Source organism: Stenotrophomonas sp. NPDC077659 (genome assembly GCF_050268705.1).
Lineage (GTDB): Bacteria > Pseudomonadota > Gammaproteobacteria > Xanthomonadales > Xanthomonadaceae > Stenotrophomonas.
This window is the reverse complement of the sequence record NZ_JBNNHG010000150.1, coordinates 1-8,910: the sequence shown is the minus strand read 5'-3', so window position 1 is coordinate 8,910 and position 8,910 is coordinate 1. Positions and strand designations below refer to the sequence as shown.

The following is an 8,910-nucleotide window of genomic DNA, read 5'->3' as shown; positions in this document are numbered from 1 at the left end:
TGCGCACCGAGCTCAACCGGGCCTGCAAGGCCCTGCACGGCACCGACGGCGTGGAGAAGATCAACATCGGCGCGCTGGGCAACATCGTGCGCCAGCTGCATTTCCACGTGATCGGCCGCCACGACGGCGATCCGGCCTGGCCGGGCCCGGTCTGGGGCAGCGGGCCGGCGCACCGCTACGAGCCGGCGGCACTCGACCAGCATGTCGCCTACTGGAAGGAACGGCTAGGATATCCGGCCCATCCCTGAGCCTTTGACGACCCGATGCGCTTCAATCTCGTCGCCGCCATCCTGCTGATCCTGATCGGCTTGTTCATGCTCGCCAGCAACCTGGGCTGGACGCACCTGAACCTGTCCAAGCTGTTCCTGACCTGGTGGCCTGTCGGCCTGGTCGGCGTCGGCATCGCGATGCTGTTTGGTCGCGGCAAATAACGCAGCGCCGGGCCATGCCCGGCGGATTCACCCAACGCCGGGCATGGCCCGGCGCTGCCGATGCGTGGCTCAGGTGCGCGGCAGGGTCACACCGGTCTGGCCCTGGTACTTTCCGCCGCGATCCTTGTAGGACGTTTCACATACGTCATCGGCGGCCGCCTGGAAGAACAGCATCTGGGCCACGCCCTCGTTGGCGTAGATGCGTGCCGGCAGCGGCGTGGTGTTGCTGAATTCCAGCGTCACGTGGCCTTCCCACTCCGGCTCCAGCGGGGTCACGTTGACGATGATGCCGCAGCGGGCATAGGTACTCTTGCCCAGGCACACCACCAGGGTGTCGCGCGGGATGCGGAAGTACTCCACCGTGCGCGCCAGCGCGAAGCTGTTGGGCGGGATGATGCACTCATCGCCGACGATGTCGACGAAGCTGCCCGGGTCGAAGTGCTTGGGGTCGACGATGGTGGAGTTGATGTTGGTGAACACCTTGAACTCGCGCGAACAGCGCACATCGTAACCATAGCTGGAGGTGCCGTAGCTGACGATGCGCTCGCCGTTGGCGTGCTTCACCTGCCCGGCCTCGAACGGCTCGATCATGCCGTGCTGCTCGGACATACGGCGGATCCAACGGTCACTCTTGATGCTCATGGTTTGTCCTGGGTACGAGGGCGCGCGTGGATTCTAGCAGGGGGCCGGGCACGCACGCGGCAGCCCCGCAGGCCCGGCCCTACAGCAGCGAGGACAGGATCTGGATGGACGCACGCGGGCGCTTGCCTACCTCTTCCACCAGACGCTCGGCGGCGCGACGGTAGGCTTGGGCGGCGGTCGAATCGGGCTGGGCGACCGTGATCGGGCTGCCGGCGTCACCCTGTTCGCGTATGTCGATCTGCAGCGGCAGCGAGCCCAGCAGCGGCACCCCGTACTGCGCGGCCATGCGCTCGCCACCACCCTCGCCGAACAGGTGTTCGACGTGGCCGCAGTTGCTGCAGGTATGCACGGCCATGTTCTCGACGATGCCCAGCACCGGCACCTCCACCTTCTCGAACATCTTCAGTGCCTTCTTCGCATCCAGCGTGGCGATGTCCTGCGGGGTGGTGACGATGACCGCGCCGGCCAGCGGAATCTTCTGCACCAGGGTCAGCTGGATGTCACCGGTGCCCGGCGGCAGGTCGATCAGCAGGTAGTCCAGGTCATCCCACAGCGTGTCCTCGAACAGCTGGGTCAGCGCTGCGGTCGCCCGCGGTGCACGCATGATCAGCGGCGTCTCGTCTTCCACCAGATAGCCGATGGACATGGTGTCCACGCCGAACGCACGCATCGGTTCGATGCTCTTGTTGTCCGGGCTTTCCGGGCGGCCGGACAGGCCGAGCATGGCCGGCACGCTGGGGCCGTAGATGTCCGCATCCAGCACACCCACGCGCGTGCCGAGCTGCTGCAGGGCCACGGCCAGGTTCACCGAGGTGGTCGATTTGCCGACGCCGCCCTTGCCCGAGCCCACCGCGATCACGTTGCGGATGCGCGCATGGGGCGACAGGCCCTTCTGTACCTGGCTGGCGTGGGGACGACGGGCGGGGCTGTTCACTGCGGACTCCGGGGGCGGTTCGTGGGGCGGGCAACCTCTCATCATACAAGCTGGGCTGAGTCCGACAGAAATCGAGCGGGCCTGGCGACGCCCGGGCCACATTTAACGCCAAGTTGACGATCGGCCAGCACTCGTTCATCTTCAGCTCATCTTTCCGAGCTGCTGCCAAGGACGCCAACATGCAACGCCCTCGCTCTACTTCTGCCCTTCGGCTCACTGTGACGCTGGCGGCCTGCTGCCTCGGGGCGCTCCAGGCGACCGCAGCGCCACTGCCGGCCGAGGACTTCGCAAAGATCCCCGCCCTGCAATCGGTCACCATGAGTGCCGATGGCAAGCAGCTGGTCGCCATCATTGCCGCCCCGGGCAGCAACAACGACGAGACCGCTCTGGCCAACTGGAACCTGGACAACATGGCGGCCGGCCCGGTCGCGATCACGCCGTCCGGTGACCGGATGAAATTCATTGCCGCCAGTGCCCTGAAGGCCGGCCGAAACCTGGTCATCGGCCGCCAGGAATGGACCGGCAAGCTGGGCGGCTGCGGCGAGGGCAACAGTACCGGTGCCACCAAGACCTTCCTTACCAAGGCGTACCTGACCGACGCCAGTCAGGCGAAGTTCGACGAAGCCTTCGCCAACAACACCCGCACCCTGGGCGTCAGCCCCGAAACGCTGCGCTGCCTGGAGCTTGCCGGCACCGCCTCGCTGGTCCACCTGCTGCCACTGGACCCGGACAGGGTCATCATCAACCAGCTCAATGAAGCCACGCTGCAGGCCAACTACTACCGCTTCAACCTGCGTACCGGCCAGACCGAGTTGCTGTTCAAGGGCAACTCGCGCACCACGCCCGGCCTGTTCCACCCCCGCACCGGTGAAGTGCTGACCCAGACGCAGATCGAATCCAGCGGTCCGGATGATTTCGAACAACGCGTGCTGATCAGGAACAGCGCAGGGCAGTTCGAGGTGCACGCTCCGCTGACCACCCGGTTGAGCGACCGCTACACGGTAGACGTGGTGGGCATCGACGATGACAGCGGCAAGCTCTATGTGCTGACCGACCAGTTCTCCGACCTGGTGCAGGCCCGCCTGTACGACCCGGCAAAGAAGGCGTTCGACAAGGAGCCGCTGGCCGCCCACCCGACCTTCTCGATCAGCTCGCTCATCCTCGGCACGCGCAAGAGCAACTTCAACCAGGTGCTGGGCTTCTATGTGGACGGCCCGGAGCGCCAGGCAGTCTACGTCGACCCGCAGATGAAGGGACTGCAGGACGGCCTGCAGAAGGCCTACCCGGGCCTGACCGTCTACATCACCGGCTACAACGATGACCTTTCACGCGTGTTGTTCACCACTGAAAGCAACCGCAACCCGAAGAGCTACTACATCCTGACCGACCGCAAGGACGTGGTGCCGCTGGGCAGCGAGCGCCCTTGGGTGGACAGCAAGCAGATCGGCGAACAGCGATGGGTAACCTATACCGCCCGCGATGGCCAGCAGATTCCGGCCATCCTGGACCTGCCGCCGGGCTGGAAGCAGGGCGATGCGCCCCTGCCTGCGCTGGTCCACCCGCATGGTGGCCCATGGGCACGTGACTACACCGGCTGGGACGCCTCGGGCTGGGTACCGTTCTTCACCTCGCGCGGCTACGCCGTACTGCGCCCGCAGTACCGCGGCAGCTCCGGCCTGGGCCGCAAGCTGTGGCTGGCCGGCGATGGCCAGTGGGGCCAGAAAATGCAGGATGACAAGGACGACGGCGCCGCCTGGCTGGTTTCGCAGGGCATCGCCGCGAAGGACCGCATCGCGATCTTCGGTTACTCCTATGGCGGCTTCGCCGCCGCGGCAGCCACCGTGCGCAGCCCGTCCCCCTACCAGTGCGCCATCGCTGGCGCGCCGGTGACCGACCTGGGCCGCCTGGGCACCTCATGGAGCCAGAACCGCCTGCAGCGCATCCTGCAGGGGCGTACCGTGAAGGGCATGGACCCGATGCAGAACACCGCAAAAGCCACCATTCCCCTGCTGACCTTCGTCGGCGACCGTGACGTGCGAACGCCGTCCTTCCATGCCCGCAACTTCTACAACGCGGTACAGGGCAAGGTACCGGCGCGCTTCGAGCTCATTCCCGACATGCCCCACAGCATGCCGTGGTACCCGCGCCACTTCCAGACGACGCTGACGCTGATGGAGGACTTCCTCGCCAAGGACTGTGGACCCGGCGGGCTCTGACAGTCCCAAGCAGCAGGAACAGGCCCCGCAGCTGAACCGGCGGGGCTTTTTTTTGCCTGCTGGAAGCTGAATTCCCCTTAGCAACAACACGTTACGAAATTTGAATATTCACGTTGCATTTACTTTACGCCGCACATACACTCGATTAACCGAAGCATAACAAGTGGGAATCCATCGAAATGCGCAACGCCAACCGCCACATCAAGCCAAGCCGCGTTCCTCTTGCTCTCGCTGTGCTGGCCTGCCTCCAGACAGCACCGGTCCTGGCCCAGGAGTCAACCCAGCAGGAAGCACCGGCGTCAAGCACCTCTTCCGCCTCGCAGCGCGCGACCGACCTTGACAAGATCACCGTCACTGGCTCGCTGATCCGCCGCGCTGACTACGAGACCACCTCGCCGGTATTCACCATCAACGCCGAGACCAATGCCAAGCAGGGCCAGGTCAACGTTGCTGAATTCCTGCAGAAGTCGGCCATCGGTTCTGCTGAAACGCAGATCACCCACCAGTTCGGCGGCTTCGTCGTCGACGGCGGCACCGGCGTGCAGACCGTGTCGCTGCGCGGCCTCGGTGCCAACCGCACCTTGGTGCTGCTGGACGGCCAGCGTCCTGGCCCGGCCGGTACCCGCGGTGCCGTTGGCGCGTTCGACCTGAACGTCATTCCGACCGCCATCCTGCAGCGCGCTGAAATCGTGAAGGATGGTTCTTCGTCCATCTATGGTTCCGATGCCGTGGCCGGTGTGGTCAACCTGATCACCCGAAAGAACATCGACCGCCCGGAGCTGACGGTGACCGGCCGCGTGCCGACCGAAGGCGGCGGCGAAGTGTTCGCCGCATCGCTGGCCAACGGCTGGAACTTCGAGAACGGCAGCATCGTCGCAGCCGCCGAGTGGTACAAGCACTACGCCTTGACCCGCAACGACCGCGACTACCTGAACTGCAGCAACGACCTGGTCAAGGATGCCGACGGCAACCGCATTGACCGCCAGGATCGTTCGATCACCGCCGGCACTGATCTGGCCAACTGCAACAACCTGCTGCACAACGTCGTCGACGTCGGCGCTGTGCGCTACGTTCCTTCGCCGGACGGCACCACCATTGGCCCGCTGCCGGGCTACCGCCCGCGCACCACCCGCACCTACGCCGGTGGACGCGATGCTATCTATGACGAGCCGCTGAACTTCGCGCGCTTCGGTGAAGAGCAGATCATCAACCAGCAGGAACGCAAGAGCGTCTACGTCGCCAGCGACTTCGCCTTCGATTCCATCAACTGGAAGACGCAGTTCCTGTTCAACCGCCGCGAAACCGAGACGTTCCGCTGGCGCCAGTTCTTCCCGCGCATCCAGGCTCCGGCCGACTCCGGCTTCACCGGCGTCATCCGTCCGATCATGCCGTTCAAGTCCCAGCAGGACGTGACAGTTGATTACTTCTACGGCGCCACCAAGCTGGATGGCCTGTTCAAGGGCACTGATACCTGGGCCTGGGAAGTCAATGCCAACTTCAGCCACTCGAAGGGCAAGTACGGCAACCTGGGCATCCAGGCATCCAAGACCGGCGACGTTGATTACACCGACGACGCTCCGACGCTGAACTACCTGGATCCGGGCTACCTGAGCGGCGCCAAGGTTGACGAGCTGACCAACCTGCTGGGCGTGTGGGATTGGGGCAAGACCATCTACAAGCAGGCCACGGTCAACGCCGTGGTGAGCGGTGACCTGTTCGAGCTGCCGGCCGGTGCCGTCGGCGTCGCCGCCGGCCTGGAATACCGCTACTACTCGATCAACGACCAGCCGGGCGAGCTGTCCAAGGCGCAGGACTTGTGGGGTTCGAGCTCGGCCAACGTCACCAAGGGCGATGACCGCGTCAAGGAAGCGTTCGTCGAATTCGACGTGCCGCTGCTGAAGGGCCTGACCGGCGTGGAATCGCTGAGCCTGAATGCTTCCGGCCGTGCGTTCCAGTACGACTCCGTCGACGGCACTGACGAAGTGTGGAAGGTCGGCTTGAACTGGCAGGTCATTCCGGCGCTGCGCCTGCGTGGCTCGATCGGCACGTCCTACCGCGCACCGGGCCTGTACGAGCTGTACCTGGGCAACCAGACCGGCTTCCTGGGCCAGAGCGGCATCGATCCGTGCATCCGCTGGGGTGAAAGCTCCAACACCAACTACCAGACCAACTGCGCCGCCGCTGGCATCCCGGCTGACTACGCCGGCAATGGCAGCAGCGCAACGATCTATTCGGGCGGCGGCGCTGGCCAGCTGACTCCGGAAACCTCGCGCGCCAAGACCGCTGGCATCGTGTTCACCCCGACCTTCGCCAACCTGAGCGTGGCCATCGATTACTTCGATTACCAGGTGAAGAACGAAATCGGCCAGATCACCACCGCCGACATCATCAAGGGCTGCTACGGCGCGGAAGTGTTCCCGAACGCCTTCTGCGGCCTGCTGACCCGTAACCCGGGTACCGGCGACGAGGCCTGGAACATCACCGAGGTCTTCAACCAGTACGTCAACATCAACAAGCAGCGCACCCGTGGTTACGACCTGACCGCCAACTTCGACCATGACTTCTCGTTCGGCAAGTTCTCCGTCGAAACGCAGGTCACCTACACGATCGAAGATACCCAGCAGGTGTTCTCCAGCGCTGAAGAAAGTGGCCTGTCCTCCAACGAACTGCTCGGCGACATCGGCCGCCCGAAGGTCGTCGGCAACTTGGCACTGAGCCTGACCCGCGGTGACTGGAACTTCAACTGGCTGACCACCTACATCCACAAGACCAAGGACATCGACCTGGATCCGGTGTTCACCTACCAGGGCCGTCCCAACTCCTACCGCGACATCGTGGCTGACTCGCGCATCTACCACACCGCATCGGTCAGCTACTCGCAGGCCGATTGGGAAATCCTGGTGGGCGTCAGCAACATCTTCAACAAAACCCCGCCGCTGGTGTCCACCGGTGTTGCCGATTCGCGCTACGGCAATGTTCCGGCCTTCGCCACCCAGTACGACTACTACGGCCGCACCCCGTTCGTGCGCCTGAAGTACAAGTTCTGATCCAGCGGTAACCGCAACACCCCGACAGACCCGGCTTTTGCCGGGTCTGTCTTTTCATGGGCCCGGCCTGGCCCTTGCGCCCAGCCATGACCTTCGACACCCTTGCAGGGCGGGCCGCCGGCGTATCGTTCGGCCCACGGCCGCCTGTGCGGCCCTTCCCTGACTCACTCGGCCTGGAGGCCATGCAAGTGACCCGTACTCCCAAGATCGTGCTGCTGACCCTGGCCGTTTCGGCCACCCTGGTCGGCTGCGGCAAGACCGACACCCCGGCCAAGGACGCCACCGCCTCCACGCCGGCCGCCACCGACCAGGCCACCACCTACACGCTGGACGATTCCAAGCTGCCGGCCTACAACGCCTTCCAGGCCAGTGACCTGGACAGCAAGCTGGACGCCTGCGGTGCCTTCGGCGACTACGTCAACGGCAAGTGGCTGGCCGCCAACGAGATCCCGGGCGACCGCACCAGCTGGGGCGCCTTCACCATCCTCGACGAGCGTTCGGTGGCCGTGCAGCATCAGCTGGCCGAGCAGGTCGCCCAGGTCAAGAACCCGAACCACATCGAGAAGATCGTCGGTGACCTGTGGGCCACCGGCATGGACGAGGCCAAGATCAACGCCCAAGGCATCGAGCCGCTGAAGGCCGACCTCACCGCCATCGACGGCCTGCAGGACAAGGCGGCCATCGCCGATTACCTGCGCAGCAGCGCCGCCAAGGGTGAGAACATCCTGTTCGGCTTCGGCGCCGAAGCCGACTTCAAGAACTCGGCCGTGAACATGGCCTACGCCAGCCAGGGCGGCCTGGGCCTGCCGGACACCACCTATTACACCGATGCCAAGAACGCCGACAAGCTGAAGGCCTACCAGGCCCACGTCGCCAAGGTGCTGGAACTGTCCGGCGTCGCGGCCGCCGACGCCGCCAAGCAGGCCGAGGACGTGGTCAAGTTCGAAACCCGCCTGGCCAAGGCCTCCAAGTCGCGCGTGGAGCTGTCGCGCAACGTCGAGCTGTTCTACAACCCGGTCACCCTGGCCGACGCCGACAAGCTGACCCCGAACTTCAGCTGGACCGAGTTCTTCACGTCGCAGGGCGTTGCCGCACCGGAGAAGTTCTCGCTGGCCATGCCGGCCTTCCACGAGGAAGTGAGCAAGGCCCTGGGCGACACCGACCCGTCGGTCTGGCGCGCCTACCTGCGCTTCCACACCGTTGACGGCGCCTCGCCGTACCTGGCCGACGCCTTCGTGCAGGAGAACTACGAGTTCTACGGCAAGACCCTCAATGGCCAGAAGGAACAGAAACCGCGCTGGAAGCGCGTGCTGGGCACCATCGAGAATGATGCCGGTGAAGCCTTCGGCCAGCTGTATGTGAAGGTTGCCTTCTCGCCGGAAGCCAAGGCGAAGATGGAAGAACTGGTGAAGAACCTGGCCGCCTCGCTGAAGGAACGCATCCAGGGCCTGAGCTGGATGAGCGAGGAAACCAAGGCCAAGGCCATCGCCAAGTGGGAAACCTTCACCCCGAAGATCGGCTACCCGGACAAGTGGCGTGACTGGTCGGGCCTGCAGACCGAGCGCGACAGCTACCTGGGCAATGTGCGCGCGGCCATGCTGGCCGAGCTGATGCGCTTCCGCCGCGGCATCGCCGTGGCC

The 8,910-nt window shown here is 64.7% G+C and carries 6 protein-coding genes and 1 pseudogene; 5 read left to right on the top strand and 2 right to left on the bottom strand.

Translation table 11 applies throughout. The features are described 5' to 3' along the window. A partial coding sequence (locus ACQKDV_RS16450) for an HIT domain-containing protein (RefSeq protein ID WP_427785144.1) occupies positions 1-248 on the top strand: 248 nt, incomplete at its 5' end. A 15-nt stretch (positions 249-263) separates the two neighbouring features. Then, the gene (locus ACQKDV_RS16445) at positions 264-431 is read left to right on the top strand and encodes a LiaI-LiaF-like domain-containing protein (RefSeq protein WP_165835665.1); all 168 of its coding nucleotides are present in this window, start codon (positions 264-266) and stop codon (positions 429-431) included. A gap of 69 nt (positions 432-500) precedes the next feature. On the opposite strand, the gene dcd is transcribed toward ACQKDV_RS16445, so the two are convergent. Both dcd and apbC read right to left on the bottom strand, forming a co-directional pair. Further along, on the bottom strand, positions 501-1,073 hold the full coding sequence (gene dcd, locus ACQKDV_RS16440; RefSeq protein ID WP_079222647.1) for a dCTP deaminase: 573 nt from the start codon (positions 1,071-1,073) through the stop codon (positions 501-503). 79 nt (positions 1,074-1,152) lie between these two features. Further along, on the bottom strand, positions 1,153-2,049 hold the full coding sequence (apbC, locus tag ACQKDV_RS16435; protein ID WP_427785142.1) for an iron-sulfur cluster carrier protein ApbC: 897 nt from the start codon (positions 2,047-2,049) through the stop codon (positions 1,153-1,155). A gap of 137 nt (positions 2,050-2,186) precedes the next feature. Between apbC and ACQKDV_RS16430 the strand changes: the two genes are divergently transcribed. The 3 genes and pseudogenes from ACQKDV_RS16430 to ACQKDV_RS16420 form a co-directional block, all read left to right on the top strand. Next, the gene (locus ACQKDV_RS16430) at positions 2,187-4,223 is read left to right on the top strand and encodes an alpha/beta hydrolase family protein (protein ID WP_427785140.1); all 2,037 of its coding nucleotides are present in this window, start codon (positions 2,187-2,189) and stop codon (positions 4,221-4,223) included. Positions 4,224-4,402: 179 nt separating this feature from the next. Next, complete coding sequence (locus ACQKDV_RS16425; protein ID WP_427785138.1) at positions 4,403-7,270, top strand: TonB-dependent receptor plug domain-containing protein; 2,868 nt, start codon at positions 4,403-4,405, stop codon at positions 7,268-7,270. A 188-nt stretch (positions 7,271-7,458) separates the two neighbouring features. Continuing rightward, positions 7,459-8,910 (top strand): annotated as a pseudogene (locus tag ACQKDV_RS16420) (peptidase); the annotation flags it as partial.

Bases quoted from the DNA above. Each gene is read 5' to 3' on its own strand.
- ACQKDV_RS16445 (WP_165835665.1), top strand. From the start codon at position 264: ATGCGCTTCAATCTCGTCGCCGCCATCCTGCTGATCCTGATCGGCTTG.
- dcd (WP_079222647.1), bottom strand. From the start codon at position 1,073: ATGAGCATCAAGAGTGACCGTTGGATCCGCCGTATGTCCGAGCAGCAC.
- apbC (WP_427785142.1), bottom strand. From the start codon at position 2,049: ATGAGAGGTTGCCCGCCCCACGAACCGCCCCCGGAGTCCGCAGTGAAC.
- ACQKDV_RS16430 (WP_427785140.1), top strand. From the start codon at position 2,187: ATGCAACGCCCTCGCTCTACTTCTGCCCTTCGGCTCACTGTGACGCTG.
- ACQKDV_RS16425 (WP_427785138.1), top strand. From the start codon at position 4,403: ATGCGCAACGCCAACCGCCACATCAAGCCAAGCCGCGTTCCTCTTGCT.